The sequence below is a fragment of the Streptomyces sp. Alt3 genome (genome assembly GCF_030719215.1).
Lineage (GTDB): Bacteria > Actinomycetota > Actinomycetes > Streptomycetales > Streptomycetaceae > Streptomyces > Streptomyces glycanivorans.
In genome coordinates this window covers 2,888,915-2,914,809 of sequence record NZ_CP120983.1, presented here as the reverse complement: position 1 = coordinate 2,914,809, position 25,895 = coordinate 2,888,915, and the positions used below count along the sequence as shown (strand labels likewise).

General features: G+C 72.1%; 20 protein-coding genes and 1 pseudogene. 13 read left to right on the top strand and 8 right to left on the bottom strand.

The window, feature by feature from the left end:
* Nucleotides 1-93 precede the first annotated feature (93 nt).
* Entirely contained in the window at nt 94-2,043 is a 1,950-nt protein-coding gene (locus tag P8A20_RS12340; protein ID WP_306103516.1) for a DEAD/DEAH box helicase, read from the bottom strand.
* Nucleotides 2,044-2,517: 474 nt separating this feature from the next.
* Between P8A20_RS12340 and P8A20_RS12335 the strand changes: the two genes are divergently transcribed.
* Nucleotides 2,518-3,264, top strand: coding sequence for a ferritin-like fold-containing protein (locus P8A20_RS12335; protein WP_147959378.1), 747 nt, complete (start codon nt 2,518-2,520; stop codon nt 3,262-3,264).
* 45 nt (nt 3,265-3,309) lie between these two features.
* Here P8A20_RS12335 and P8A20_RS12330 read toward each other — a convergent pair whose 3' ends face one another.
* The 4 genes from P8A20_RS12330 to P8A20_RS12315 all read right to left on the bottom strand — a co-directional run bounded on the left by P8A20_RS12330 (nt 3,310) and on the right by P8A20_RS12315 (nt 5,168).
* The gene (locus P8A20_RS12330; protein WP_014154218.1) at nt 3,310-3,582 is read right to left on the bottom strand and encodes a hypothetical protein; all 273 of its coding nucleotides are present in this window, start codon (nt 3,580-3,582) and stop codon (nt 3,310-3,312) included.
* A 197-nt stretch (nt 3,583-3,779) separates the two neighbouring features.
* Nucleotides 3,780-4,007 (bottom strand): DUF3107 domain-containing protein, encoded by a 228-nt coding sequence (locus P8A20_RS12325; protein ID WP_187282138.1) that lies wholly within the window; start codon nt 4,005-4,007, stop codon nt 3,780-3,782.
* Nucleotides 4,008-4,142: 135 nt separating this feature from the next.
* Nucleotides 4,143-4,784 carry a TetR/AcrR family transcriptional regulator gene (locus P8A20_RS12320; RefSeq protein ID WP_147959380.1) on the bottom strand — a complete coding sequence of 214 codons (642 nt, stop codon included), beginning with the start codon at nt 4,782-4,784 and terminating at the stop codon, nt 4,143-4,145.
* Between the two features lie 168 nt (nt 4,785-4,952).
* On the bottom strand, nt 4,953-5,168 hold the full coding sequence (locus P8A20_RS12315; RefSeq protein WP_147959381.1) for an Rv3202a family protein: 216 nt from the start codon (nt 5,166-5,168) through the stop codon (nt 4,953-4,955).
* A 111-nt stretch (nt 5,169-5,279) separates the two neighbouring features.
* On the opposite strand from P8A20_RS12315, the gene P8A20_RS12310 reads away from it, so the two are divergent.
* The 12 genes and pseudogenes from P8A20_RS12310 to moeZ all read left to right on the top strand — a co-directional run bounded on the left by P8A20_RS12310 (nt 5,280) and on the right by moeZ (nt 19,717).
* Nucleotides 5,280-6,245, top strand: coding sequence for an alpha/beta fold hydrolase (locus P8A20_RS12310; RefSeq protein ID WP_306103515.1), 966 nt, complete (start codon nt 5,280-5,282; stop codon nt 6,243-6,245).
* A gap of 8 nt (nt 6,246-6,253) precedes the next feature.
* Nucleotides 6,254-7,566, top strand: a pseudogene (locus P8A20_RS12305) (DUF3152 domain-containing protein).
* A gap of 89 nt (nt 7,567-7,655) precedes the next feature.
* Nucleotides 7,656-7,751 (top strand): Ms4533A family Cys-rich leader peptide, encoded by a 96-nt coding sequence (locus P8A20_RS38700; protein WP_315985969.1) that lies wholly within the window; start codon nt 7,656-7,658, stop codon nt 7,749-7,751.
* Between the two features lie 206 nt (nt 7,752-7,957).
* Nucleotides 7,958-9,694 carry an ABC transporter substrate-binding protein gene (locus P8A20_RS12300; protein ID WP_306103514.1) on the top strand — a complete coding sequence of 579 codons (1,737 nt, stop codon included), beginning with the start codon at nt 7,958-7,960 and terminating at the stop codon, nt 9,692-9,694.
* Between the two features lie 2 nt (nt 9,695-9,696).
* The gene (locus P8A20_RS12295) at nt 9,697-10,695 is read left to right on the top strand and encodes an ABC transporter permease (RefSeq protein WP_306103513.1); all 999 of its coding nucleotides are present in this window, start codon (nt 9,697-9,699) and stop codon (nt 10,693-10,695) included.
* Nucleotides 10,692-11,681 (top strand): ABC transporter permease, encoded by a 990-nt coding sequence (locus P8A20_RS12290; protein WP_147959385.1) that lies wholly within the window; start codon nt 10,692-10,694, stop codon nt 11,679-11,681. The genes P8A20_RS12295 and P8A20_RS12290 overlap by 4 nt, the downstream gene beginning before the upstream one ends.
* On the top strand, nt 11,678-13,321 hold the full coding sequence (locus P8A20_RS12285) for a dipeptide ABC transporter ATP-binding protein (protein ID WP_306103512.1): 1,644 nt from the start codon (nt 11,678-11,680) through the stop codon (nt 13,319-13,321). Before P8A20_RS12290 ends, P8A20_RS12285 begins: the two co-directional genes overlap by 4 nt.
* Before the next feature lie 189 nt (nt 13,322-13,510).
* Nucleotides 13,511-15,307: a DUF3492 domain-containing protein gene (locus tag P8A20_RS12275; protein WP_306105142.1), complete on the top strand. Its 1,797-nt coding sequence runs from the start codon at nt 13,511-13,513 to the stop codon at nt 15,305-15,307.
* A complete protein-coding gene (locus tag P8A20_RS12270) occupies nt 15,300-16,538 on the top strand; it encodes a hypothetical protein (protein WP_261988648.1) in 1,239 nt (412 codons plus the stop codon). The genes P8A20_RS12275 and P8A20_RS12270 overlap by 8 nt, the downstream gene beginning before the upstream one ends.
* Nucleotides 16,539-16,673: 135 nt before the next feature.
* A complete protein-coding gene (locus P8A20_RS12265) occupies nt 16,674-17,639 on the top strand; it encodes an NAD-dependent epimerase/dehydratase family protein (RefSeq protein ID WP_014154206.1) in 966 nt (321 codons plus the stop codon).
* Nucleotides 17,627-18,454 (top strand): spherulation-specific family 4 protein, encoded by an 828-nt coding sequence (locus P8A20_RS12260; RefSeq protein ID WP_306103511.1) that lies wholly within the window; start codon nt 17,627-17,629, stop codon nt 18,452-18,454. The genes P8A20_RS12265 and P8A20_RS12260 overlap by 13 nt, the downstream gene beginning before the upstream one ends.
* 84 nt (nt 18,455-18,538) lie before the next feature.
* Complete coding sequence (moeZ, locus tag P8A20_RS12255) at nt 18,539-19,717, top strand: adenylyltransferase/sulfurtransferase MoeZ (protein WP_147959389.1); 1,179 nt, start codon at nt 18,539-18,541, stop codon at nt 19,715-19,717.
* A gap of 66 nt (nt 19,718-19,783) precedes the next feature.
* Here the strand turns inward: moeZ and P8A20_RS12250 are convergent, their stop codons facing one another.
* The 3 genes from P8A20_RS12250 to P8A20_RS12240 all read right to left on the bottom strand — a co-directional run bounded on the left by P8A20_RS12250 (nt 19,784) and on the right by P8A20_RS12240 (nt 25,800).
* Nucleotides 19,784-21,319, bottom strand: coding sequence for an alpha/beta hydrolase (locus tag P8A20_RS12250; RefSeq protein ID WP_147959390.1), 1,536 nt, complete (start codon nt 21,317-21,319; stop codon nt 19,784-19,786).
* Nucleotides 21,320-21,398: 79 nt separating this feature from the next.
* Nucleotides 21,399-22,994 (bottom strand): alpha/beta hydrolase, encoded by a 1,596-nt coding sequence (locus P8A20_RS12245; protein WP_306103510.1) that lies wholly within the window; start codon nt 22,992-22,994, stop codon nt 21,399-21,401.
* 76 nt (nt 22,995-23,070) lie between these two features.
* Nucleotides 23,071-25,800 carry a lysylphosphatidylglycerol synthase transmembrane domain-containing protein gene (locus tag P8A20_RS12240; RefSeq protein WP_306103509.1) on the bottom strand — a complete coding sequence of 910 codons (2,730 nt, stop codon included), beginning with the start codon at nt 25,798-25,800 and terminating at the stop codon, nt 23,071-23,073.
* Nucleotides 25,801-25,895 lie beyond the last annotated feature (95 nt).

The following is a 25,895-nucleotide window of genomic DNA, read 5'->3' as shown; positions in this document are numbered from 1 at the left end:
TCCCCGGGGGGCCGGACGTGCCCGGGCAGACGTACGGCCCCGGCCCCCGCAGTGCGGGAACCGGGGCCGTACGAGGTGACTGCGGCCCGAGGATCAGCCTTCGGCCGTCTCGGCGGCGGCCGCCGCGCGGGAACGGCGACGGCGCGGCTTCGCGGGAGCCGCCTCGCCGTCCGCCGTCACGGTCACCACGGCGGTCTCCGCCTTCTCCGCGGCGGCACGCGGCCGGCGACGGCGCGGCTTGGTCTCCGCCGCGTCCTCGACGGTGGTTGTGGCGGCGACCGCCTCGGCCTTCGGCTTCGCCGCGGACCGGGTGCTGCGGCGCGCCCTGGTCTGCGGCGCGGGCTCGGAGACCGGGGCGATCTGGAAGTCGACCTCGTCGGCCGGCTTCACCACACGGGTCCGGCGGCGCGGCTTGGTGGCCACGGGCTCCGCGGTCTGCGCGGCGACGGCCACGGTCTGGAAGTCGACCACGGGCTCGGCTGCCGGGGCCTGCGCGACGGCCGGCTTCGCGGCAGCGGTACGCGTACGGCGACGGCGCGGCTTCGCCTCCGCGGCGGACTCCGCCGCGGGCGCGGGCGCGGGCTCGGCCTCGGCGGCCGGGGTCTCCACCACGGTCACCGCGGCCTCCGCCACGGCTTCGGGTGCGGCGGCGCGGGTGCGGCGACGGCGGCGCGGGGTGCGCGCCTCCGGCGTGTCCTCATCGGTCGGTCCTTCGGCGGGCGCGGGCACGGTGACCGCGCTCTCGTCGAGGGTGCTGCCGCCGCGGGTGCGACGCCGCTGGCGGGGCGTGCGCGGCGCGCGCTCCTCGCGGGGGGCCGGGGCGGCGGGGGCGGACTTGCGGCCGCGGCCGCCGGTCTCGCCGAGGTCCTCGATCTCCTCCGCACGCAGACCCGCGCGGGTCCGCTCCGCACGCGGCAGCACACCCTTGGTGCCCGCCGGAATGCCGAGCTCCTCGTACAGGTGCGGGGATGTGGAGTACGTCTCGGGCGGGTCCGGGAACTTCAGGTCCAGGGCCTTGTTGATCAGCTGCCAGCGCGGGATGTCGTCCCAGTCGACCAGCGTGATCGCGGTGCCCTTGGCGCCCGCGCGGCCGGTGCGGCCGATGCGGTGGAGGTAGGTCTTCTCGTCCTCCGGCGACTGGTAGTTGATGACATGGGTCACACCCTCGACATCGATGCCGCGCGCGGCGACGTCGGTGCAGACGAGGACGTCGACCTTGCCGTTGCGGAAGGCGCGCAGCGCCTGCTCACGGGCGCCCTGGCCGAGGTCGCCGTGGACCGCGCCGGACGCGAAGCCGCGCTTCTCCAGCTGCTCCGCGATGTCGGCGGCCGTCCGCTTCGTGCGGCAGAAGATCATCGCGAGCCCGCGGCCCTCCGCCTGGAGGATGCGGGAGACCATCTCCGGCTTGTCCATGTTGTGGGCGCGGTAGACGTACTGCGCCGTGTTCTTGACGGTCGTGCCCTCGTCGTCGGGCGAGGTGGCGTTGATGTGCGTCGGCTGCGACATGTACCGGCGCGCCAGGCTGATGACCGCGCCGGGCATGGTGGCCGAGAACAGCATGGTCTGGCGCTTCGGCGGCAGCATGGTGATGATGCGCTCGACATCGGGCAGGAAGCCCAGGTCGAGCATCTCGTCGGCCTCGTCCAGGACGAGGACGCGGATGTGCGAGAGGTCGAGCTTGCGCTGGCCCGCCAGGTCGAGCAGTCGGCCCGGGGTGCCGACGACCACGTCGACGCCCTTCTTGAGGGCCTCGACCTGGGGCTCGTACGCCCGGCCGCCGTAGATCGCGAGGACGCGGACGTTACGGGCCTTGCCGGCGGTCAGCAGGTCGTTGGTGACCTGCTGGCACAGCTCGCGGGTGGGGACGACGATGAGCGCCTGCGGCGCGTCGGTCAGCTTCTCGGGCGCGGCCCGGCCCGCCTCGACGTCGGCGGGGACGGTCACGCGCTCGAGGATCGGCAGGCCGAAGCCGAGCGTCTTTCCGGTGCCGGTCTTGGCCTGGCCGATGACGTCGGAGCCGGAGAGCGCGACGGGGAGCGTCATCTCCTGGATGGGGAAGGGGGACGTGATGCCGACCGCCTCGAGGGCTTCGGCCGTCTCGGTGAGGATTCCGAGGTCGCGGAACGTAGTCAGGGTGCTGCCTCTTCTGTGAGACGCGGCCCGAAGGCGAACGCTGGGGGTCGTACCGTGCCGGGGTTGGTCATCCGGCCGTGGATGGGCCGGGTGGCGCGGGACCACTGCCGTCGCTCGAGCGTTCGTGCCGCTGAGGGGGCCCCTCATCTGCGGTCGTACGTGGTGTACGCCCCGCGTGGAGGGCTGTCGGGTCGGAGCCGATCGGGCCACCGACCGGGCATCCTCATTCAAGGTCGCGCTCATGGCACAAGAAATGCTCAGCAAGCGCAATACCACTGTACCCCGGATCGGCGCATACGTGTTGGGCGAATTCATCGGAACGGTGTGATGTGTCCCGCTGGGCAGGCCCTTACGCCATCGGCGGCTCGGGCTATTCTGCGCTTCATGGAGACGTCTGACAACGCCACTGAAGCCCCGGACGAAGCACCCGTACCGACCGGAATCGCCGCCCAGGACTGGGCCACCGCGTCCGCCGACCCGCAGTACCGCGCCGCGGTCGTGGATCTGCTCGGCGCGCTCGCCTACGGGGAACTCGCGGCCTTCGAGCGGCTCGCGGAGGACGCCAAACTCGCGCCGACACTCGGCGACAAGGCGGCACTGGCGAGGATGGCGTCCGCCGAATTCCACCATTTCGAGCAGATCACCGACCGGCTCACAGCCATCGAGGAAGCTCCGACGGCGGCCATGGAGCCGTTCGCCAAGGCGCTGGACGACTTCCACCGCCAGACGGCCCCCTCGGACTGGCTGGAGGGCCTGGTCAAGGCGTACGTCGGCGACTCGATCGCCAGCGACTTCTACCGGGAGATCGCCGCGCGCCTCGACTCCGACACCCGCTCCCTCGTCATCTCCGTGCTCGACGACACGGGTCACGGCAACTTCGCCGTGGAGAAGGTACGGGCGGCCATCGAGGCCGATCCCAGAGTCGGTGGCAGGCTCGCCCTGTGGGCGCGCAGGCTGATGGGCGAGGCGCTCTCGCAGGCCCAGCGCGTGGTGGCGGACCGCGACGCCCTCTCCACGATGCTCGTGGGCGGCGTGGCGGACGGGTTCGACCTGGCCGAGGTCGGCAGGATGTTCTCCCGGATCACCGAGGCCCACACCAAGCGGATGGCCGCCCTCGGACTCGCGGCCTGACAGTCCCGCCGGGCGCCGGCCGATCGGCGCCTCCCGGCGGCGCGCCTACTGTGCCGCCGCTGATCGCACCGGTCGGCTGCCGCGCGGGCGGATCAGCAGGGACAGGGTCACCGCTCCGACCAGCACGGCACCCGTGGGCGTCGCCAGTACATGTCCGGAGCCGAGCGTCGAGTGGGTCAGATAGGCGCCGAACAGGGCTCCCAGGGCACCCGTGACGAAGACGACGCGGGAGGACGGGAGACGGCCGGGCAGGTAGTGGAGCGCGGCCCAGGACAGGGCGAGCCCGAGCACGACGGAGCTGACGGATTCCCAGAGCACAGAGGGGTCACCTCGCTTTGATGGCGTGGCGGTCGGTCGGTCCTAGGCCGTCCTACCCGTGCCCCGCGGAATACAACCCTCCTCCGCTCCCGTGAACCCCACGGTGGGGAGAGCGGGAACGGATCCGGAGGAGAAGAGGTGGAGGCCCGGCGGACGATTCCGCCGGGCCTCCACCTCGTTCTGCCGCGTCGCGCGGGTTACAGCGCGCCGAATCCGACCCGCCGGGTGCTGGGCTCGCCGATCTCCACGTAGGCGATCCGGTCGGCCGGCACCAGGACCTTGCGGCCCTTGTCGTCCGTGAGGCTGAGCAGCTGCGCCTTGCCGTTGAGCGCCTCGCTGACGGCGCTCTCGACCTCTTCGGCGGAAAGTCCGCTCTCCAGAACGATCTCGCGGGGCGTGTGCTGCACCCCGATCTTGACCTCCACGGCTATGTCCCTCCGACGGTCCGTCTCTGCGCGGTGAGCCGCGCCGTACGCAGCACACATTAGCCCGGTGAAGGGACGGACCACGGGTCGACCGGCAACGCCCGCAGCGAACACCTGCCGCGGTTCACGCGCGGATCAGTGCTGATCGGTGCCGTGCAGCGGGAACCCGGCGATGCCGCGCCAGGCGAGCGACGTCAGCAGCTGCACGGCCGAGTCGCGCGGGATGCCGGACGGGCTGGACAGCCAGTAGCGGGCCACGACCTGGGAGACACCGCCGAGACCGACCGCGAGCAGCATCGATTCGTCCTTGGACAGACCCGTGTCACCGGCGATGACGTCGGAGATGGCCTCCGCGCACTGCAGCGAGACCCGGTCGACCCTCTCGCGGACCGCCGGCTCGTTGGTCAGGTCCGACTCGAAGACCAGACGGAAGGCGCCGCCCTCGTCCTCCACGTAGGCGAAGTAGGCGTCCATGGTCGCCTCGACGCGCAGCTTGTTGTCCGTGGTCGAGGCGAGCGCCGTGCGGACGGCCTGGAGCAGCGACTCGCAGTGCTGGTCGAGCAGGGCGAGGTAGAGCTCCAGCTTGCCGGGGAAGTGCTGGTAGAGCACGGGCTTGCTGACGCCCGCGCGCTCCGCGATGTCGTCCATCGCCGCGGCGTGGTAGCCCTGGGCGACGAAGACCTCCTGCGCGGCGCCCAGCAGCTGATTGCGTCGGGCACGGCGGGGCAGCCGGGTGCCCCGCGGGCGCGCCGCCTCTGTCTGCTCGATGGCTGTCACGCCGCCTCCCAAAATCGTGTTCGAACACAGTCGCACCGTGCACGCTGTGCCGTCGGGCCATCGTACTTTTGAGTAACCCGGGTGCGCGCGGCGCGGACGCAGAATTTCACGGACCGGACGGCTGCGGAAGCCGCAGATACCTCGGCCCATGCCGCAAAGCGGTCTGTTCTACCGGTAATCGTCCTCATCCTGTGCGACGACACGTGCCTGCTCCGCCGCGTCGGCCTCGTTCGCGGTGCCGCGGTCGATGCCGGTGAGCGGTTCGTCCCGCTCCGGCCGGACCGCGGCCTGCTGCTCGGCGCTGTCGGCTTCCGGAGCCTCGGGGTCCGGCGCGTCCGGCTGTGGATCCTCGAAGGTCTCCGGGTCGCTCGGGTCGACCGTCATGATGGCTCCCTTCCCTTCTCTTGCAGCCTAGGAGCAACCGTCCGGGGGCGCTATGCGGCCTGTGACCGCGAACACACGAACCACCGCGTGATCATCTCGTAACATTGCCGCATGTCTTCGACCGAGCTGCCCGGAATCCAGGCCGCCGCTGCCGCGGTGGCACCCACGGTCAGTGCCGTCCGGGTCGCGGAGGGGGAGGGGCTGCGCTCCGTCGCACTGCCGGGTCTCACCCTGACCGTCCGTTCCCGCCCGGCGGAGACCGCTTCGCCGGCTCGCGCTCTCTTCGTGCACGGGCTGGGCGGCTCCTCCCAGAACTGGTCGGCGCTGATGCCGCTGCTGGCGGACACGCTCGACAGCGAGGCGGTCGATCTGCCCGGCTTCGGGGACTCCCCGCCGCCGGACGACGGCAACTACTCGGTCACCGGACACGCCCGGGCGGTGATCCGGCTGCTGGACGCGGGCGGGCGTGGGCCCGTCCACCTCTTCGGCAACTCCCTGGGCGGCGCCGTCGCCACCCGGGTCGCGGCCGGACGGCCCGATCTGGTCCGCACGCTGACGCTGATCTCCCCGGCCCTGCCCGAGATCCGGGTCCAGCGGCCCGCGGTGCCGACGGCCCTGCTCGCACTCCCGGGCGTCGCTTCCCTGTTCGTCCGGCTCACACGGGAGTGGACCGCGGAGCAGCGCACCCGTGGCGCCATGGCACTCTGTTACGGCGATCCGGCACGAATCTCCGACGAAGCCTTCCGCCACGCGGTGGCCGAGATGGAGCGCCGACTGGAACTGCCGTACTTCTGGGACGCCATGACGCGCTCGGCACGGGGCATCGTGGATGCCTACACGCTGGGGGGACAGCACGGGCTGTGGCGCCAGGCCGAGCGGGTGCTCGCACCGACGCTGCTCGTGTACGGCGGAAAGGACCAGCTCGTCTCGTACCGGATGGCACGCAGGGCGTCCGCGGCCTTCCGCGACTCGCGCCTGCTGACACTGCCCGACGCAGGGCACGTGGCGATGATGGAGTACCCGGAGGCGGTCGCCCAGGCGTTCCGGGAACTGCTCGACGAACGCGGCGGGAGCTGATCCGGGGCGTGGGACGACACAGCCGAAAGGGCCCTGAGGCCACCCGGCACGACAGCGGGATCCCTGACGGCGCAGCCGTGGAGCGCGGCACGGGCCGACGCGGACGGGGGCGCGACGCGGCCACGCCGCCTCCGCGGGACGGCCGTGATCCGTCCGGCGACGCCCCGCACGTGCGCGGCGGGCACCCCGAGCAGCGCGAGCCGGGCGGTGGCTGGGGAACCGGCCCGCAGCCGCGGTCCGACAGCGGGCGGGAGCCGACGGGACCCGCCCGGCAGGAAGTCTTCCGGGCCGGGCAGGCAGCCCTGGCGCGACAGCAGGCGGCGCAGCGGGCCGAGGCCGGCGCACTGCCGGGCCGGAGACCGGTGCGCTGATACCGGGACCGCGCAGGGAGTTCCTGGAGGCGTTCGACACCACGCCTTCACGCCCTGCGGCGCCGGTTGTCCGCGAGGAGCCGACCCGGGTCCCCGAGGGGCCCGACGAGCCGGTCGGCGGCGCCGCCCCGACGGCGAAGGGCGGTAAGGGCCGTACGTTCACGGGGATCGCGGCCGCCGCCGTGACGACGGTGCTCGCGGTCGTGGTGGCCGGGCAGGTGGCACAGGATCCGGGCGGCGCGACGGACGGCCGGGAGTCCGCGGGCGTCGACCGGCAGGACTCCGACGACGCCTCACGGTCGGTGGACCGGACGGCTCCCCAGGTGCGGAAGCAGGAGGTCAAGCCCCTGTCGTACGCGCAGAAGATGGCCACCGCCTTTCCTCTGGCGGCGGATCTGAAGGCGTCCGGGAAGTTCGACGCGGTGCCGGGGCTGGCGAAGGCACCCGGCAAGGGCCAGAAGTACCGCTACCGGATCGACGTCGAACAGGGGCTCGGGCTCGATTCCGGGCTGTTCGCCGAGGCCGTGCAGAAGACGCTCAACGACGACCGCAGTTGGGCGCACAACGGCGCCATGACCTTCGAGCGGATCTCCTCGGGCGATCCCGACTTCGTGATCACCCTCGCGAGTCCGGGTACGACGGCGGACTGGTGCGAGAAGTCGGGACTGGACACGACGGAGGACAACGTCTCCTGCGACTCGGCCGCGACGGACCGCGTGATGATCAACGCCTACCGCTGGGCGCAGGGCGCCTCGACCTTCGGGCCGGACAAGCTGCTGTCCTACCGTCAGATGCTCATCAACCACGAGGTCGGCCACCGGCTGGGGCACAACCATGTGAGCTGTCGCACGCCCGGCGCCCTGGCGCCCGTGATGCAGCAGCAGACCAAGACCCTGGACCTGGACGGCATCAAGTGCCGTCCCAACCCCTGGGTCCACCCGGGAAGTTGAGGGGGAAGGAGACCGGGCCGTCCGTATCGTGGGACGGTCGTCTCATCGTGCGTTGACATCGGGGGAGGGCGTCCTCCATATTTCTCCGCATGTCACGCAGCCCCGATCCCTCCGAGAGCGCCGCCCTTGAGCTGGCGCTCCTCGGCGTGGCCGGGCACTGCGTAGCCGACATTCTCTGTCGCTGACGCCTGCTCGAGCGCGCGTCGGCCACCCCCTGAGGAGCCCTTCTCCGGCACCTCGGCCCTTCTTCTGCCGCGCCCGGGCGTACTCCGTCCGCAGGCGCGGCAGTTCGAATTCTCCGGTTCCTTCCCTCCCCACCGGGCAGGACCTGCTGCGCCCGTGCGGACCTGTCTCCTCACCCTGCCGCAGTACACCGAGAGGTCATCTTCCGATGAGTCAGCCGTCCGTCATATCGCGCCGTGTGGCAACCGCCGCCGCTGTCAGTCTCGCCCTGGTCGCCGGCCTCGCGGCCTGCGCAGGCCCTCAGAGCAACGACGACGGGAGCGACGGAGCCGGCTCCGGAGCCTCGGGCAAGCCGCAGAAGGGCGGCACGCTCACGGTCCTCAACAGCAACCCGCAGGAGGACTTCGACCCGGCGCGCCTCTACACCTCCGGCGGCGGCAACGTCCCCTCACTGGTCTTCCGCACGCTCACCACGCGCAACCGCGAGAACGGCGAGGCGGGCGCCCAGGTCGTCCCCGATCTGGCCACCGACCTGGGAACGCCCAGCAAGAACGCCACCGTCTGGACGTACACCCTCAAGGACGGGCTGAAGTACGAGGACGGCACGGCCATCACCAGTGCCGACATCAAGTACGGCATCGAGCGGTCGTTCGCCGCCGAACTCTCCGGCGGGGCGCCCTACCTGCGTGACTGGCTGATCGGCGGCGCCGACTACCAGGGCCCGTACAAGGACAAGAAGGGCCTCGACTCCATCGAGGTCCCGGACGACAGGACCATCGTCTTCCACCTGAACAAGCCCGAGGGCGAGTTCCCGTACCTCGCCACCCAGACCCAGACGACCCCGGTGCCCAAGGCCAAGGACACCGGTACCAAGTACGAGGAGCACCCGGTCTCCTCCGGACCGTACAAGGTCGTCCTGAACGAGAACGACGGCGAGCGGCTCGTCCTGGAGCGCAACCCGCACTGGTCGGCCGCCACCGACGAGGAGCGCAAGGCCTACCCGGACAAGATCGACGTACGCTCCGGTCTCGACTCCGCCGTCATCAACCAGCGGCTCTCCGCCTCGCAGGGCGTCGACGCCGCCGCCGTCACCACCGACACCAACCTCGGCCCGGCCGAGCTCGCCAAGGTATCCGGCGACAAGAAGCTCGCCGCCCGCGTCGGCACCGGCCACTTCGGCTACACGAACTACATCGCCTTCAACCCCAAGGTGAAGCCCTTCGACGACCCGAAGGTGCGCCAGGCGATCTCCTACGCCGTCGACCGCTCCTCCGTGATCAACGCCGCGGGCGGCTCCTCGCTCGCCGAGCCCGCCACCACCTACCTGCCGAACCAGAAGTCCTTCGGCCACACGCCCTACGACCACTTCCCGGCGGGCGAGACGGGCAACGCCGCGAAGGCCAAGGAGCTGTTGAAGGAGGCTGGTCACCCCGACGGCCTGAAGATCACCCTCACGCACTCCAACGACAAGGACTTCGAGACCAGCCCGGAGATCGCCACGGCGCTCCAGGCCGCCCTCAAGAAGGCCGGCATCACCGTCGAGCTCAAGGGCCTGGAGAGCAACGACTACTCCGACACCGTCCACAGCGCGTCCAAGGAGCCGGGCTTCTTCCTCGCGCACTGGGGTGCCGACTGGCCCTCCGGCGGCCCGTTCCTCGCGCCGATCTTCGACGGCCGCCAGATCGTGAAGGACGGAGCCAACTTCAACACGGCCTTCCTGAACGACGCCGCGGTCAACAAGGAGATCGACGAGATCAACAAGCTCACCGACCTGAAGGCCGCCGCCGCACGCTGGGGTGCGCTCGACAAGAAGATCGGAGAGCAGGCGCTGACGGTGCCGCTCTTCCACCCGGTCTACAAGCGGCTCTTCGGCCAGGACGTGAAGAACGTGGTCATCAGCGACTGGACCGGCGTTCTCGACATCTCCCAGGCCGCGGTCAAGTAACCATGTCCGAAGCACTTCTGGTCCAGGAGGCGGGAGCGGCACCACTGGCCGCGCCCGCCTCGGGGGCCCGGCAGTTCTGGCGGAGGCTGCGCGCACAGCGCGCGGCCACCGCCGCGGCGGCCGTGGTCCTCCTGCTCTTCCTGGCCGCGCTCGCCGCGCCCCTGCTCACCGCACTGGCCGGCCAGGACCCCGACACCTTCCACCCCGAGCTCGTCGACTCGGCCGCCGGCGGGGTCCCCATCGGCTCCTTCGGCGGCATCGGCGCCGACCACTGGCTCGGCGTCGAACCGCAGACCGGCCGGGACCTCTTCGCCCGCGTCGTCCACGGTGCCAGGGTCTCGCTGGGCGTGGCCGTCGCCGCGACCGTCCTCCAGGTCACCATCGGCGTGGTGGTCGGACTCGCCGCGGCCCTCGGCAACCGCCGGCTCGACCAGGTCCTCAGCCGCATCACCGACATCAACGTCGCCCTGCCGCTCATGGTCATCGCCCTGGGCCTGCTCGCCGTCGTACCACCCTCCTTCCCCAGGCCCGTCCTGATCGCACTGGTCATCGGGGGTATCAACTGGGCGGGAACGTCGAAGATCGTGCGCGCCCAGGCGCTCGCGCTGAAGACCCTCGACTTCGTCTCGGCGGCCCGGCTCAGCGGACGCGGACGGTGGAGCATCGCCCGGCGCGAACTGCTGCCCTCGCTCGCCGCGCCCGTCATCACCTACGCCGCGCTGCTCTTCCCCGTCAACATCACCGTCGAGGCGGCGCTGTCCTTCCTCGGCGTCGGCATCAAACCGCCCACACCGTCCTGGGGACAGATGCTCACCGAGGCCGACACCTGGTACCAGTCGGCCCCCACCTATCTCCTGCTGCCGGCCGGACTGCTCTTCGTCACCGTGCTCTCCCTGACCGTCCTCGGCGAGGGCGTCCGCACGGCGCTCGACCCCAGGGCCGCGTCCCGGCTGAGCGTCGGCACGGGCCGCGAGGAGCGTACGAAGGAGCAGGCGTCGTGACCGGTTTCCTGCTGCGACGGCTCGGCGGAGCCGTCTTCGTGCTGCTCTCCCTGACCGTCATCCTGTACGCGGTCTTCTACGTGGCCCCCGGCGACGTCGCCCAGATCGCGTGCGGTCCGCGCTGCTCGCCCGCCCAGGTCGCCCAGGTGACCGAACAGCTCCGGCTCGACGACCCCGTGTACACGCAGTACTGGCACTTCCTCCAGGGCATCGTCGCGGGGCGGGACTTCTCCACCGGCACGGGGGTGGACCACTGCTCCGCGCCCTGCCTCGGGGTCTCGTACCAGAGCGACCAGCAGGTCACGCAGCTGATCCTCACCAAGCTGCCGGTGACCGGCTCGCTCGTCGTCGGGGCGTTCGTCTGCTGGATCCTGCTGGGCGTCGGCACCGGTGTGCTGTCCGTGTGGCGGCGCGGACGGATCACCGAGCGGCTCCTGACCTGGCTGACCCTGGCCGGCACGGCGACCCCCGTGTTCGTCATCGGCCTGCTCCTCATCATCATCTTCTGCTCCACGCTGCAGTGGCTGCCGTCGCCCACCTACGTGCCCTTCACCGAGGACCCGGAGCAGTGGGCCTGGGGACTGCTGCTGCCCTGGGTGTCCCTGGCCCTCATCGAGTCCGCCAAGTACGCCCGTCTGACCAGGAGCTCCATGCTGGAGACGCTCGCCGAGGACCACGTACGCACCTTCCGCGCGTACGGCGTCGGCGAGCGGGCCGTCATCGGGCGCCACGCGCTGCGCGGCGCGGTCGCGCCCGTGATCGCGCTCAGCGCCCTCGACTTCGGCAGCATGTTCGGCGGTGCGGTCCTGACCGAGTCCCTCTTCGGGATCCCGGGGCTCGGACGCGAACTCGTCCACGCCGTCAAGGTCGTCGACCTGCCCGTGGTCGTCGGCATGGTGCTGGTGACCGGCTTCTTCGTGGTGCTCGCCAATGCCGTCGCGGACATGCTGTACGCGCTGGCCGACCGACGGGTGGCCCTGTCATGACAACACCACTGGTCCAGGTCGAGGACCTCACCATCGACTTCGGTGCCGTCCGCGCCGTCGACGGGCTCTCCTTCACCCTGGAGGCCGGCGCCGCCCTCGGTGTCGTCGGGGAGTCCGGCTCGGGCAAGAGCGCCTCGGCCTCCGCGCTGCTCGGGCTGCACCGGGGCACGGGCGCCCGGGTCACCGGGACCGTCCGCGTCGCCGGTACGGACGTGGGCGCCGCGGACGAGGCGGAGCTGCGCGCCCTGCGCGGTGCGAAGGCGGCGATGGTCTTCCAGGACCCGCTCTCCTCGCTCGACCCCTACTACACGGTCGGCGACCAGATCGCCGAGGTCTACCGGGTGCACAACAGCGTCTCCCGGCGGGCGGCCCGCGCCCGGGCCGTGGAGGTCCTGGACCGGGTCGGCATCCCGGACGCGGCCCGCCGCGCCCGGTCCCGGCCCCACGAGTTCTCCGGCGGGATGCGCCAGCGCGCGCTCATCGCGATGGCCCTGGCCTGCGAACCACGGCTGATCGTGGCCGACGAGCCGACCACCGCCCTCGACGTCACCGTGCAGGCGCAGATCCTGGACCTGCTGCACGACCTGCGCCGCGAGACCGGAACGGCGCTGCTGCTGGTCACCCACGACGTGGGTGTCGCCGCGGAGAGCGTGGACGACGTCCTGGTCATGCAGCACGGCCGGGCGGTGGAGCGGGGGCCGGTCGCCGAGGTGCTGGGCGCTCCCCGGCAGCCGTACACCCGCGAGCTCCTGGCCTCCGTGCCGCGGGTCGACTCGGGGCGGTCCTCGGGCTCCGTCCCCGGCCCGAGGACCGCGCCCCCGGGCGCCGGACCGCTCCTCGAAGCCGTCGGCCTGCGGCGTGAGTTCGGCCGGGGTTCCTCCCGCGTCACCGCCGTGGACGACGTCTCGCTCACCGTCCACGCGGGCGAGACGCTCGGCATCGTGGGGGAGAGCGGCAGCGGCAAGACGACGCTCGGCCGCATGCTCGTGCGGCTGGACGACCCGACGGCCAGGCTCCGGTACGGCGGCAGGGAGATCGGCTCGCTGCCGGAGAAGGCCCTGCGCCCGTTCCGCCGCGAGCTCCAGATGGTCTTCCAGGACCCCGTCGCCTCACTCAATCCGCGGCGCTCCGTCGGCGAGTCCGTGGCCGACCCGCTCCGCGCCGCCGGCGAGACCGACGAGACCCGGATCCGGGACCGCGTGAGCGGGCTGCTGGAGCGGGTCGGTCTCGACGCCGGCCGTTACGAGCGCTATCCGCACGAGTTCAGCGGCGGGCAGCGTCAGCGGATCGGCATCGCACGTGTGCTCGCCGCCGAGCCGAAGCTGATCGTGTGCGACGAGCCGGTCTCCGCGCTCGACGTCACGACCCAGGCCCAGGTGATCGCGCTCCTCGCCGAGCTCCAGCGCGAGCTCGGCATCGGACTGGTCTTCATCGCCCACGACCTGGCCGTGGTGCGGCAGGTCAGCGACCGCGTGGCGGTCATGCGACAGGGCCGGATCGTCGAACAGGGCGCGGTCGACGAGGTCTACGGATCGCCGCAGGACGCGTACACGAAACAGCTGCTGGCAGCGGTGCCCACGCTCGACCCCGCGCACGCTGCCGCGCGCCGTGCGGCGCGTTCGGAGCTGGCCCTAGCCTGACTCAGCGTGACCGAACGCCCCATTGTCGCAACAGAACGCGACTTGCGCGGGAAAGTTACGCCGGTTCACCCCTTTCGGTGGTGCGACGGACAACCGTCCGTCGCACCACCTGTCTGTCCGCATACGGTCGTCCCGCTGTGAGCCGCCGATCAACGGCGGCCACCCACAAGGGAGATCGGGGGTGTGCTCGTGCGGATCGGACTCCTCACGGACGGTGGTTACCCGTATGCGACCGGTGAGTCCAGACTCTGGTGCGACCGTCTGGTGCGCGGTCTGCCCCAGCACGAGTTCGACCTCTTCGCCCTCAGCCGCTCCGCCGACCAGGAACGACAGGGCTGGGTCAGACTGCCCGACCGGGTCGGACGGGTGCGGACGGCGCCGATGTGGACGCACGAGGAAAACACCCGGCTCCCCCGCCGCACCGAAGGGCTGACGGGCAGACTCGCCACCGGCCTGGGGCGCTCGTACGGACGACGGGACCGACGGCGCTTCACGGCGCACGTGACGGCGCTCGTCGGTGCGGTCTGCGCCGGCGCGGAGACGGAGCCGCAGTCCGGAGGTGCGGACGCCGTCCCGGCGTCCGGCCGCTTCACCGACGGCCTCTACGGTCTCGCCGAACTGGCCCGGGACAGCGGCGGACTGCACGACGCCCTGCGCTCCGAGGCGAGCGTACGCATCGTGCAGTCGGCCTGCCGGGCCCCGGGCACCGGGCGGACCGTCCACAGCGCGACCGTCCCCGACTACCTCGCCTTCGTCGCCGGACTCGAGCGCGCCCTGCGCCCCCTCTCCCTCGACTGGTACGAGGAGGACAGCCTCGGCGCGGTGGACCTCTGTCATGCCGCGTCCGGCGGCACGGCGGCCCTCCCGGGGCTGCTGGCCAAACGCTTCTTCGGTGTGCCGCTGCTGGTCACGGAACACGGAGTGCCGCTGCGGGCCCACTACCTCGCGGCGCCCGAGGCCCCCCTCGGTGCGCCCGTGCGCGCCATGCTGGCCAACTTCCACGGGCTCCTCGCCGCCGAGGTCTACCGGCAGGCAGCGATCATCACACCCGGCAACACCCATGTCCGGCGCTGGCAGGAGCGGTTCGGCGCCGACCGGAACAAGCTGCGCACGGTGTACCCGGGCATGGAGGCCGAGCGGTTCGGGGACGTGGGGGAGGGTGACGACGCGGGCGGTCCCGGAACACTGGTGTGGATCGGCCGCATCGAACCCGCCAAGGACCTGATCGCCCTGCTCCACGCCTTCGCCGAGGTGCGCAGGGCCGAGCCCGACGCCCGGCTGCGGATCTTCGGAGCCCCGGTCCCGGGGACCGAAGGGGAGACCTACCTCACCCACTGCAGGGCGCTCGCCGTCCAGCTCTTCCCCGACGAGGCCACGGACGCGCACACCGTCGGCGACAACCCGGTCACCTTCGAGGAGATCGGCGGACCCGAGGTGCCCGACCTCGCGGAGGCCTACGCCGCGGGCGGTGTCGTCGTCCTGTCCAGTGTCGTCGAAGGCTTTCCCATCAGCCTGGTCGAAGCGATGTTCTGCGGCCGGGCCACCGTTTCGACGGATGTGGGCGCCGTCGTCGAAGTCGTCGGCGGTACGGGGCTGGTGGTGCCCCCGCGCAATCCGCGGGCGCTCGCCGACGCCTGTGTCGCGTTGCTGCGCGACCCGGAGCGCCGTGCGCGCCTGGGCGCGGCGGCGCGCGCCAGGGCGCTCGAACTCTTCACCGTCGAACAGAACCTCGCGGCATTCCGTGGCATCTACCTGGACCTGGCCGGGCACGCCCCGGCCCGGTGGGCGACGCCGGTGGACCCCCGGGACCCGGCCGGGCCGCCGCGCCCCTTCGCCACGCCCCCGGAGGCCCACGTACTGGGCGCCCTGCCCCCCGGGCCGGACGCCGTGACTGCCCCGGCCGGTGCCACCCGGGTGCCGAGCTGGGCCATCGGCGCGGAGGGCGTGTGCGCGGGCGCACGCGGAGCGGGAGGCGGCGATGCGTGACGCCACGAACGGCCACGACCACGGAGGAGTCCCGATGGGCGGACCGGCCGAAGCCCCGGCCGAGGGCAGCGGAAGCGGGCCCGTGGACGAGGGTCCGTGGGCTGTCCGCTCCGCGGTCAGGGCACCCGAGATCGCGTACCGCCCGGCGCGCAGAGCCGCGGTCCGCCGCGGTCCCGCGGACCCCGTGAAGGTGCTCATGCACCGGCACCGGGACCTCTGCGAGCGTGCCGTCGACCCCCTGGAGATCGCGGCCGGTCTGGAGGCCCACGGACTGACCGACCGGACCGCCGCACGCTACCGGCACCGCGACGTCTTCTCGCTCGCGGAGGAGCTCTACGCCCGCGTTCCCGCCGCCGGCAGGTCCGCCCGCGCCCACGACCCGCGGCCCCGCCGGGACAAGGAGGCGCGGGCCGGCTGGACGCTCACCGCCCTGCTGCCCGGTGCCGCCTGCCTCGCGACGGCCGGAGCGCTCAGGGCCACCGAGGGGGTGCTCGGCGGCGGAGCCAGGTTCGCGGTGACCGCCGCCGGAGCGCTGCTCGTCCTCGCCGGGCTCCGGCTCTGTCTGCGCGCCGGCCCGCTGCGCGCCCCGGCCGGTGCCGGGGGCGTCTCCCTGTACGTCTGCTGGCTGCTCGGCTACGCCGTGTACGGCGACAACCTGATCGACCAGGTCATCAGCGGCGGCCCCGACGGGCACTGGACCGCGGCGCCCGCCCCCCTGCTCGGACTCTCGCTGGCCCTCGCCCCCGCGGCCTGGTGCGCCCACCTGTTCGCCGCACACGCCCGCCACCGGCTCGCCGGCTCCCACGGCCTGTCGGAGTTCGGTGCGGGGGTGCGCCCCGTGCTCTTCGGCGTCCTCGCGCTCTTCCTGTGCGCGACGACCGCGCTGCTGTACCTCGCCGGCCTCGGCCACCCCGGCCCCGGCACGGGCCTCACCGGCCCGGCCGCCCTCGGCGCCCTGCTCCTGCTGGCCCGGCTGCTGACCGTCCACGGCTTCCCGGAGCCCGCCGCCACCGGACTCGCCGCAGCCTGCGCCGTCGAGGTGGCGGCCCCCTTCCTGGTCCTCGCCGGACGGCTGCCCGGCCTCGGCCTCCTGTCCCGCCCGGTCGACGCCGTCGTCGCGGCGGCAGGCCCCGGCGGTGTAGCCGTCCTCGCCTGCGGGATCGCCGCGTCGGGACTGCTGGTCCACGCATCGGTCACCCTCACCCGGGCGTCCGCCCACGCCTCGGCGTAGCCGCCGTCCGTCCCGCCCCGCGGAGCCGACGCCGCGGGTTTCCCGTACCGCACACACCTTCCTCAAGGAGACACCGGACATGACCCCCCAATCCCTCTCACCGGCAGTGAGCCGTCGGCACCGAGGGGGCGCGCGATGAGGGTTCTGCTGCTCGGAGCGAACGGATTCCTCGGACGCTTCGTCGCCGACCGTCTGCTCGCCGATCCCGCCGTGCACCTCACGGCACTCGGCCGCGGCGACGACGCCGACGTGCGCTTCGACCTCGCGGGCGGCAGCCCCGGAGCGCTCACCCGCTTCCTGGACGCCGTCCACCCCGGGGTCGTCGTCAACTGCGCGGGCGCCACCCGCGGCGGTGCCCGCGACCTCACCCGTCACAACACCGTCGCCGTGGCCACCGTCTGCGAGGCGATGCGCCGCAGCGGTTGCAGCGCGCGGCTCGTCCAGGTCGGCTGCGCCTCCGAGTACGGCCCCTCGCAGCCCGGTTCGTCCACCGCCGAGGACGCGGTGCCCCGCCCGGGAGGCCCGTACGGCGTCAGCAAGCTCGCCGCCACCGAGCTGGTCCTCGGCTCCGGTCTGGACGCGGTCGTGCTGCGGGTCTTCTCGCCGGTGGGCCCCGGGACCCCGGCCGGCTCCCCGCTCGGCCGGCTCGCCGAGACCATGCGCCGCGCCATGCAGACCGGCGACCCCGAGCTCAAGCTCAGCGGTCTCGGGGTGCAGCGCGACTTCGTGGACGTACGCGACGTGGCGCGCGCCGTGCACGCCGCCTCGCTCTCCGCCGCCCAGGGCGTCGTCAACATCGGCACCGGCAGGGCCGTGCGACTGCGCGATGCCGCGGCCGTCCTCGCCAGGGTTGCCGGCTACGCGGGCGCGCTCCACGAGCTCGACACACCTCCCGGCCGGCTTCCCATCGGTGCCCAGCGCACCTCCGCCGAGTCGGTCGTGGAGCACCTCGCGGCCACCCCGTCCCCCTACCCGGACGGCTGCGGTGCCTGGCAACAGGCCGATGTACGCACCGCCCGGGACCGGCTGGGCTGGCGCCCCCGGATCAATCTGGAGGAGTCCCTCGCGGACATCTGGATGGAGGCGGCGTGCCGTATCTGACGAGCACCGGTTCCACCCTGCGGACCGGCGGGGCCGAACGGCTCGGCGTCGGGGTGCCCGGATACGCCCACCCGCTGCTGGCGCCCGCCGAATGGGCCGGGCTCAGCCGGCCGGGTACACCGCTGCACTGGGCCGTCCTCAACATCGACGACGGGCCGGGCGCACGGCCCGACCCGCACTGCCTGGAGGCCGCGGGCCGGCTGCGCAACGCCCGCGAACGGGCCCTGCGCGGGGAGGCGCCCCAGGACATGGTCCGGGCCTCGGGCGGCAGGCTGCTGGGCCTCATCGACCTGGCCTTCGGCGGCCGCCCCTTCGGTGAGCTGATCGCCGACGCCCGGTCCTACCTCGGCTGGTATCGCGTCGGCGGCTTCTACCTCGACCGCTGCCCGGCCGGACGCGACGGACTCCCGGCGGTCCGCCGGCTGACCAGCACGCTCGGCGCGCTCCTGGCGGACAGCGACAGCGCGGACGAGGAGGGCGGACGGCTCGTCCTCGGGCACGACACCCACCCGTATCCGGGCTACGCCGAGGCCGCCGACCAGCTGGTCACCTTCCGGGGCCCCTGGACCGACTACCGCTGGTCGCAGGTGGCCGAGTGGACCGCTTCGTACGAATCGGGCCGCTTCGCCCACTTCGTCCACGGGGTCCCGCGCACACACCTGGAGGAGGCCATGCGCATCGCCCGCTGGCAGGGCGCGGGCACGATCTTCTTCACGGACCGGGACGGCGCGAAGGGGCAAACCGACCCATTCGCGGCACTGCCCAGCTACTGGGACGAATTCGTCTCGCGGATCGGACCCGGTATCTCGGAATGAGGAGGGGCGTGGCAGTGTTACGGGAGAACAACCGTACGTAGATGAAGTACGTAGAAACCGACCACCTGCATTGTTGAGGTTCCTGTGTCGCTGCCACCCCTGGTCGAGCCAGCTGCTGAGCTCACCGTCGACGAGGTCCGCAGGTACTCCCGCCACCTGATCATCCCGGATGTCGGGATGGACGGACAGAAGCGGCTGAAGAACGCGAAGGTGCTCTGTGTCGGCGCCGGCGGCCTCGGCTCGCCGGCTCTGATGTACATGGCCGCGGCCGGCGTCGGCACGCTCGGCATCGTCGAGTTCGACGAGGTCGACGAGTCGAACCTGCAGCGCCAGGTCATCCACAGCCAGGCCGACATCGGCAAGTCCAAGGCCCAGTCGGCCAAGGAGACCGTGCAGGGGATCAACCCCCTGGTGAACGTGGTCCTTCACGAGGAGCGGCTCGAGGCCGACAACGTGATGGACATCTTCGCGCAGTACGACCTGATCGTGGACGGCACGGACAACTTCGCCACCCGCTATCTCGTCAACGACGCCGCGGTCCTGCTGAACAAGCCGTACGTCTGGGGCTCGATCTACCGCTTCGACGGTCAGGCGTCCGTCTTCTGGTCCGAGCACGGTCCCTGCTACCGCTGCCTCTACCCGGAGCCGCCCCCGCCCGGCATGGTTCCCTCCTGCGCCGAGGGCGGTGTCCTGGGCGTGCTCTGCGCGTCCATCGGCTCCATCCAGGTCAACGAGGCCATCAAGCTGCTCGCCGGCATCGGCGACCCGCTGGTCGGCCGTCTGATGATCTACGACGCGCTGGAGATGCAGTACCGCCAGGTCAAGGTCCGCAAGGACCCCGACTGCGCGGTGTGCGGCGAGAACCCGACCGTCACCGAGCTCATCGACTACGAGGCCTTCTGCGGCGTCGTGTCCGAGGAGGCCCAGGAGGCGGCGGCCGGTTCCACGATCACTCCGAAGCAGCTCAAGGAGTGGATCGACGGCGACGAGAAGATCGAGATCATCGACGTCCGTGAGCCGAACGAGTACGAGATCGTGGCGATCCCGGGCTCCCGGCTGGTCCCGAAGAACGAGTTCCTGATGGGCAACGCCCTCCAGGACCTTCCGCAGGACAGGCGCATCGTCCTGAACTGCAAGACCGGTGTCCGCAGCGCCGAGGTCCTCGCGGTCCTCAAGTCGGCGGGCTTCGCCGACGCGGTGCACGTCGGTGGCGGTGTCATCGGCTGGGTCCACCAGATCGAGCCCGAGAAGCCGGTCTACTAGACCGGAGCAGGACGTACGAGGACGAAGGGGCCGGCGAGTCAGCCGGCCCCTTCGTCCTGTCCGGCCTCAGGAGCAGACGCGTCCGTCCGTCGGCACCTTCCCGTCCAGGAAGTAGGCGTCGACCAGCGAGGTCACACAGGCGCTCTCGCCGTAGGAGCCGTGCCCCTCGCCCTTGTTGGTCAGCATCACACCGACCCCCTCGCCGAGTTCGTCCGCCATCCGCTGCGCGCCTTCGTAGGGGGTCGCCGGGTCTCCGGTCGTGCCGATGACGAGGACCGGGGCGGCGCCGGGTGCGCTCGCCTCCGGGGTGTCGTGCTCCCCCTCGACCGGCCACCGGGCGCACCAGCCGGCCGTGTCCCAGGCCAGGAACGGGCCGAAGACCGGGGACAGCTCCCGGAATTCGGGGAGCAGCGCACGGGCCTCGGCCGCCGTCGGCCGAGCCTTCGCGTCGGCGCAGGAGATCGCCCGCTGGGAATGGCTCCGGGTGCTGTAGTGCCCGTCCTCGTCACGGCCGTTGTAGGAGTCGGCCAGCGCGAGCAGGCGGTCGCCCCTGCCGCTGTTCTCCGCCTCGTCGAGCGCGGCCGTCAGGGTGGGCCAGCCGCTCCTGGAGTAGAGGGGTGTCACGATGCCGATGACGGCGAGGGACTCGTTCAGCTCGCGTCCGGAGGCCGTCGGCAGCGGGTCCTCGTCGAGGCGCTCCAGCAGCGCGGCTATCCTCCGGGTGCCTGCCGCCGGGTCCTGGCCGCTGTCCTTCAGGTAGTTCTCCAGGGCCCGTTGGAAGCCCCTCGCCTGGTTACGCGCGTGACCGGGCGAGTCCGCGGTGGGGTCGACGACGGCGTCCAGTACGACCCGGCCCACCTTCTCCGGGAAGAGGTGCGCGTAGGTCCCGCCGAGCTCGGTGCCGTAGGAGATGCCGAAGTACGACAGGGTGTCGTCGCCGAGCGCACGGCGGATCGCGTCCATGTCCCGGGCGGCGTTCGACGTGCCGACGTGGGGGAGCACCGCGCCGGACATGCGCTCGCAGCCGGCGCCGAAGTCCGTGCCGTCGGCGATGAACGCGGCCTCCTCCGCCGCGGTGTCCGGGGTCATGTCGACCTCGCGGTAGGCCGTCTCCTGGCCGGCGTCGTCGCGGCAGCGGACGCCCGCACTGGCCGCGACGCCGCGCGGGTCGAAGCCCACCAGGTCGTAACGCGTGTTGAGCTCCCGGTACGCGGAGGCGGCGCGAGGCAGGGTGCCGACTCCCGAGCCGCCGGGGCCGCCGAAGTTGAAGAGCATCGAACCGATCCGCTCGCTCTTCCTCGTGGCCGCCTTGCGGATCAGCGCGATGCCGATGGTTTTCCCGTCCGGCCGCGCATGGTCCAGCGGCACGTCCAGGGTTGCGCACCGCCAGGCGGGGCCGGGCGCGGTGCCGTCCTCCGGCGCCTCGCAGCGCTTCCAGTTCAGCGGCCCGGAGGCGTCCGAGGGCTGCTCCGGCGCCTGCGACGAGCCCTTCGACGACCGGGGCGACGCCGGGCCGCCGTCGCATCCCGCGAGGACCGCGGTCACCAGCAGCGCCGCCAGGGCCGGCGCCGCGCCCCGGCGGACCCGTCCGCGTACACCCATGGTGCTTCCTCCCCCGTGTTCCGGGGCCGTCGCCCGGAGAGGTCCGGGCGGCACGACTGCCCGGCCGTCCAACGAGCGGTCACTCGCAGACCGTTCCCGACTTCGGGACCTTCCCCTCCAGCAGATAGGCGTCGACGGTCCGCTGCACGCAGGTGCTGCCGCCGTTGTACGCCCCGTGGCCCTCGCCCTTGTACGTGAGCTCGATCCCGACCCCCTTGCCGAGCGAGGCGGCCATCGCCTTCGCGCCGGCGTACGGAGTGGCCGGGTCCCCGGTGTTGCCGATGACCAGGATCGGGGCCGAACCGGGCGCGCTGACGTCGGGGGTGTCCCAGGCGCCCGCCACCGGCCAGCCCGTGCAGGCCATCAGACCCCAGCCGAGGTAGTCGCCGAACACGGGGGAGGCCTTGCGGAATTCGGGGAGCGCCTTCCTTGTCTGCTCCAGGGTGAACCGCTGCTTGGAGTCGGCGCAGTTGACGGCCGCGTTGGCGGCGTTGGAATTGTCGTAGTGCCCGTCCTCGGAGCGGCCGTTCAGCGAGTCGGCGAGCGCGAGCAGCAGTCCGCCGTTGCCGCCGTCCGCCTCGTCGATGCCCTGTTCGAGCAGCGGCCAGGTCTCCTTGGAGTAGAGGGCCGACGCGATGCCGGTGGTGGCCTGGGTCTCGGTCAGTTCCCTTTCACCGAGACCCGGGACGGGCTTCTTCTCCAGCTTCGCGAGGAGGGCGGTGATCCCGTCCTGGACCTCCTTCGCGGTGGCGCCGGGGAGTTTGCAGTCGTCGCGCTCGGCGCAGTCGGCGGTGAAGTTGTCCAGGGCGAGCTGGAAGCCCTCGGCCTGGCCCAGCGAGGACTTCAGGGAGTCCTCCGTCGGGTCGACGACCGCGTCCAGGACGGCCCGGCCGACCGTCCTGGGGTAGAGGTGGGCGTAGACACCGCCCAGCTCGGTGCCGTACGAGATCCCGAAGTAGTACAGCTTGTCGTCGCCGAGCACCTGACGCAGCAGGTCCATGTCCCGGGCCGCGTTCGTGGTGCCGACGTAGGGGAGCTCGTCCCCGGAGTTCTCCTCGCAGTCGGCGATGTACGACTTCTGGTCCTCGACGAACGCCTTCTCCTCCTCGGCGTCGTCCGGGGTGCCGTCCTGCTCGTAGCGCGCGTCGAGGGTTGCGTCGTCCGAGCACTCGACCCCTTCGCTGCGGCCGACCCCTCGCGGGTCGAAGCTGACCAGGTCGTAGCGGGCGCGGAGGGAGTCGTAGGCGGTGCCGAACGACGGCAGCGTGGCGACGCCCGAGGCACCCGGTCCGCCGAAGTTGAAGATCAGCGAGCCGATGCGCTTGTCCTTGTCCCTGGCGGCGGCGCGGACGAGTGCGAGCTCGATGGTCCGGCCCCCGGGGTCCGCGTAGTCGAGGGGCACGTCCATGAAGGAGCACTGCCAGGTCGTTCCGCCCGGGAGAGGGGAGGGGGACGCGCCGCTGCCCTGGGCCTCGTTGGGGGCCGGGCAGGGCTTCCAGTCGAGCTTCTGGGAGGACAGGTTCCCCGGCGTCGCGGTGGGGGCCGCAGTCGAGGCGGACGAGGGCGTCGAACTCCCCGTACCTCCGTCACCGTCGTCCGAACAGGCGGCCAGTGGCAGCAGCACCGTGGCGGTTGCGGCGAGGGCAGCGGCACGCAGAGCGGGGGAGGTCCTCATGGACCCATCGTGCGGCGGGGCCCGAGGGAACGCGCGGGGCGCGGGCCATGCGAGTGGCGCGCCCCGCGCAGGTGTTCTAGAGCTCGCCCTTCCGGGTGAGCTGGTTGAAGCAGATCCAGCCGGGGAGCACCGGCAGCCACAGCGTCATCACGCGGTACAGGAGCACGGCCGGGGCCGCGACCTCCTTCGGCAGTCCCACAGCGATCAGACCCAGCGTCAGAGCGCCCTCGACCGCGCCCATGCCGCCCGGGGTGGGCGCCGCCGACCCGAGGGCGTTGCCCGCGAGGAAGACCACGGCGATGCTCGCGTAGCTGAGCTGCGGGACGTCGGGACCGCTGAAGGCGCGGATCGACGCGTCGAGGCACAGCACGAACAGCCCGGTCAGCAGCAGCATCCCGCCGATGCCGGTGATCAGCTTCTGAGGACGCTGCACCACGTCGAGCATGCGGGGCACGACGCCGGCGAACAGCGACCGGACCCGGGTCACCACGAACTTCCGCAGGAACGGGATCGCGGTCACCACCAGCACGAGCACGGCGACCGTGAGCAGGCCCGCGATGACCGTCCTCGACGGGGTGAGCGAGTCCGGGGTCTTCTCCGTGCCTGTCAGATACCCGAAGAGGGCGAGCAGCAGGATGTGGGCGCCCAGACCGAACAGCTGGGACGCGCCCACGCTCGCGACGGCGAGCCCCGGACGCACCCCGGCGCGCTGCAGGAAGCGGGTGTTCAGCGCCACACCGCCGACCGCCGCCGGGGCCACGATCTTCACGAACGACCCGGCCACCTGCGCCAGCACGGTCTTCCCGAACGGCACACGCTCGGGCACGAAGCCGAGGAGGCTCATGGCGGCGGCGACGTAGCTCAGGGCCGAGAAGCCGAGGGCGGCCGCCACCCAGCCCCACTCCGCCTGCTCCACGACCGTGCCGAAGTCGGCCTCGGTGACCTGTGAGATCAGGAAGTAGGCGGCGATCGAACCCGCGATGAAGCTGAAGAGGGTGCGCGGCTTGATGCGTTCCAGACGGACCGGTTCGACCGGCGCCTGCGGCCTGATCAGCAGCACCTGGCGGCGGATCTGGGCCAGCATGTCCTCCTCGCGGGCCTCTTCCAGAGCATCGTCCATCGCCCGCTTCTCGGCCTGCTTCTCCGTGCGCTGCGACTTCCGGACGGCCTTGCGGTCGTTCGCCGCCGAGACGTCGTGCTCCTCCGCCTTGGCCTGCTTGGCCGCCTGCGAGGCCTCCAGCACCGCCTCACGCTCACGCTGCGAGCGCTCCCGCGCCAGCCTGCGCAGCGTCGCCCGGGTGGAACGGCTCAACGCGATCGGCTGGAGCAGCGGCAGACAGTCGGCCACCGCGTCGGGGCCGAGCACGGCGAGCGCCCCGGCCACGGCCCGTTCGGCACCCACCCTCAGACCGGTGGTGGTGAGCAGCTGGGCGACGTCCATGCGGAGGATCAGGTCACCCGCCGCGATCTCGCCACCCCGCAGGTCCGTGACGAACACCGTGCCGGAACGATCCACCAGGATGGCGTCCCCGGTGAGCCGGCGGTGCGCGATCCGCCGCGACTGGAGCGCCCGCACCTGCCGCCAGGCGCCCCGCACCAGCTCGTCGGTGATCTCCTCGTCCTCCAGGGCGTCCAGCGATCGTCCCCCGATGTGCTCGTACACGAGCATCACGGCGTCGGGCCCGAGCTCGGAGGTGGCGATCAGCTTGGGCGCGTTGGCCCCGGCCGCGATCGCCGCGTACGCGAGGAGCGCCTCCTGCTCCAGGGCCTGGCGCAGGGACTGGATGGAGCGGCGCTGGGTGATGCTGCGCAGGGTGAGCCTGCGCCACACCCGGTAGAAGAAGCCCTGGGCCTGCTGTTCCCGGTCGACGACCGTGACGTCCAGCGGGGGGCCGTCCTCCAGGGTCACCAGATAGCGGCGGCCGCGGTCGATCTGGTCGATGTTGTCGGGAGTCTCCTCCGCGCGCATCGCGGCGACCGGGCGGAAACCGACGTGCCGCAGACCGGCCATCAGGTGCTGGCCGGTGGGACGGACGTTCGGCGAGCCGACGGCGTACAGGGTGCCGTACGCCACGGTCCAGCCGATCAGCACGGTGAGGACGATCGAGAACGGGGTGGTGTAGCCCCCGACCAGCATCGCGAAGGCGTCGAGGAGCAGCACCACCCAGAGCACGACCCGCCACCGGGGTCTGCGGGCCATGCCCACCGCCGTCATGTAGGCGATGACCGGCGCGAGATATCCGTGCACGGGGTCGGTGAGCGCGTCCCCCGGCTGGGGCTGGGTCAGCGCGTCCCGGATCGTTCCGGAGGCCGACCTCGCGACCCAGAGGTCGGTGGCCAGGGTCACCCCGTGGGCCAGCACGGCGGCCAGCACCCCGTCCGCGATCCGGAGCCCGTCGCGTTTCACCAGGCGCTCGATCGCGAAGGCGACCGGCACGAGGAGGACGGCGATGCTGGAAACCAGGCCGGCCAGCTTGATCAGCAGGTCGGGCGCCTGGTCGGTGCCCTTGGAGATGTCGTCCTCGAGGCCCGTGGTGGTCCCCTGGGCGAAGGCGGCGATGGAGAACAGCAGAGCGATCGCGAGCACCCCGACGAGGAGCCTCAGCAGATCGGACGGGCGGTGGACCCGCGCGGGCAGCAGCGGCTCGTCGCCCGAGACACGGTCGGTCAGGCCGTCGGCCGGTGCCAGGGTCGAACCCGAGAGGTGCTTCCCGGACGGCCCGGACGTCTCCCCGTCGCCGGGGGCATCGGGGGCGTCCGGACGCGGCTCGGCGTCGGAGGCGTCGGCCGCCTTCGGTGGCTGCACGCCCTGCTCCTTAGCCTCTGAAGAATCTTCGTGGTCTCGTATCACCGGTCACCGCCCGCATGATGGTGGCACGGCCTGCAGACAGAGGGGGGCAT

Excerpts from the sequence above, each read along its gene's own strand:
- P8A20_RS12340 (WP_306103516.1), bottom strand. The coding sequence starts at position 2,043 with ATGACGCTCCCCGTCGCGCTCTCCGGCTCCGACGTCATCGGCCAGGCC.
- P8A20_RS12335 (WP_147959378.1), top strand. The coding sequence starts at position 2,518 with ATGGAGACGTCTGACAACGCCACTGAAGCCCCGGACGAAGCACCCGTA.
- P8A20_RS12315 (WP_147959381.1), bottom strand. The coding sequence starts at position 5,168 with ATGACGGTCGACCCGAGCGACCCGGAGACCTTCGAGGATCCACAGCCG.
- P8A20_RS12310 (WP_306103515.1), top strand. The coding sequence starts at position 5,280 with ATGTCTTCGACCGAGCTGCCCGGAATCCAGGCCGCCGCTGCCGCGGTG.
- P8A20_RS38700 (WP_315985969.1), top strand. The coding sequence starts at position 7,656 with ATGTCACGCAGCCCCGATCCCTCCGAGAGCGCCGCCCTTGAGCTGGCG.
- P8A20_RS12300 (WP_306103514.1), top strand. The coding sequence starts at position 7,958 with ATGAGTCAGCCGTCCGTCATATCGCGCCGTGTGGCAACCGCCGCCGCT.
- P8A20_RS12295 (WP_306103513.1), top strand. The coding sequence starts at position 9,697 with ATGTCCGAAGCACTTCTGGTCCAGGAGGCGGGAGCGGCACCACTGGCC.
- P8A20_RS12285 (WP_306103512.1), top strand. The coding sequence starts at position 11,678 with ATGACAACACCACTGGTCCAGGTCGAGGACCTCACCATCGACTTCGGT.
- P8A20_RS12270 (WP_261988648.1), top strand. The coding sequence starts at position 15,300 with ATGCGTGACGCCACGAACGGCCACGACCACGGAGGAGTCCCGATGGGC.
- P8A20_RS12265 (WP_014154206.1), top strand. The coding sequence starts at position 16,674 with ATGAGGGTTCTGCTGCTCGGAGCGAACGGATTCCTCGGACGCTTCGTC.
- P8A20_RS12250 (WP_147959390.1), bottom strand. The coding sequence starts at position 21,319 with ATGGGTGTACGCGGACGGGTCCGCCGGGGCGCGGCGCCGGCCCTGGCG.
- P8A20_RS12245 (WP_306103510.1), bottom strand. The coding sequence starts at position 22,994 with ATGAGGACCTCCCCCGCTCTGCGTGCCGCTGCCCTCGCCGCAACCGCC.